Genomic DNA, 1,364 nt, shown 5'->3' on the forward strand with positions numbered 1-1,364 from the left:
CCTCGGCCTGCTTGAGCACCGCGATGATCTGGCTGTCGGTAAAGCGGGACTTCTTCATGGAACCTCCTCGGGAAAGCGTACGAGAAAATTCCACTTCTGGCTTCAGCTAACCGGTGGGGGGATTACCCCCCAAGCCACACATGGGAGCCATGATAGGGCAGGGTGGACCTGCCGTGCTCGCCATCTGAAATTCTTCCACCAAATTCAAGCGGCGGATGGCGTTATCTGCGGGCGCACCAGCACGGTACCCATGCAATCGGGCAAGCAACTCGTTCACGGCCATACTCGCAGCCTGCATGTTGATGGAGATCACAGCGGGTCGGTCCTCTTCCACGCCTTCGATGTAACCAATCCTTACCCGCTCGGCGTATAGCGCGGGATTGGTGCGACGCAACGATTCGGCCTCTACAACCGACATCCTGTAGCCTTTTCGCGCAAACAGACTGTCACCGCCGGGACGCAGGTACTGCACTGCCAATCCGGCATACCGAATACCGTCATCTTCATCAGCGCTGAGGTCCACTCCGACGTCGATGTAAGGCATCACATAGTGGTGGCACATTCTGTCTAGGTGCATCCTGGCTTCTGCGCTATCGGTACAGCCAAATATTATGTCTGCGGTTGCCGCAATGCCCCACGCATCGGCCAACGTTCCTTGGATGGGAATGATCCTGGGCGCAAGTTCCCCCAGATTGTGGCGGATGGTTTGCGCAAGTGCTTCGACCTTCGGCGTCCCAGCTCTCGCGTCGGCCCACGTCGAGTTGACGATGCGATTCAAGTTCCTCTCTTCGATAACGTCCGGATCTATCAAGATCAGTTCGCCAACCCCCAGTCGCGAGAGCAACTCGACCACTACGCTTCCAGTGCCCGAGCAACCTACCACCACCGCTCGAAGAGATCTCAGCAGTGCCGTCGTACCGCGACCCAGAGCTTGGCGGTGACTCGCGGTGTGTGCTGGCGCTTGGCTGCTCTCCTGATGCGGGAACCGTTGCACGCGATGTCCAATTACGAAGGATCCGTCCAGCGAGACATACCGACCAGCCTGGTAGGTGCGAGCGATAAGTTCGCCATCCGGCATCATGATGGCACTGGCGTGCGGCAGCCCGTCCTCGTAGATCTTGGCTAGATCATCATGTAGCACCCGATCGCTTTCATCATCAACTCGCGAGAATGCGCGCGCACCCTCAGGATGGCTATGGAGGTGAACGATGGCGGGAGCTTCCAGTTCCTGTGCCGCCGACGTCCCCCCGGTTTTGAGTAGCACGGCGAACTGGAGTCCAATTCCCCAAAGCGAGGAGATTGGACGTGAAGAAGCGCTTTTCCGAAGAGCAGATCATCGGCTTCCTGCGTGAGGCCGAGGCCGG

The 1,364-nt window shown here is 58.5% G+C and carries 1 protein-coding gene; it reads right to left on the minus strand.

Annotation, left to right across the window (positions count from 1 at the left end; all coding sequences use genetic code 11):
• Nucleotides 1-106: 106 nt before the first annotated feature.
• The gene (locus CSC64_RS13765) at nt 107-1,264 is read right to left on the minus strand and encodes a HesA/MoeB/ThiF family protein (RefSeq protein ID WP_162435900.1); all 1,158 of its coding nucleotides are present in this window, start codon (nt 1,262-1,264) and stop codon (nt 107-109) included.
• Nucleotides 1,265-1,364: the final 100 nt, after the last annotated feature.

It is taken from the genome of Pseudoxanthomonas koreensis, assembly GCF_010093225.1.
Taxonomy (GTDB): domain Bacteria; phylum Pseudomonadota; class Gammaproteobacteria; order Xanthomonadales; family Xanthomonadaceae; genus Pseudoxanthomonas; species Pseudoxanthomonas koreensis.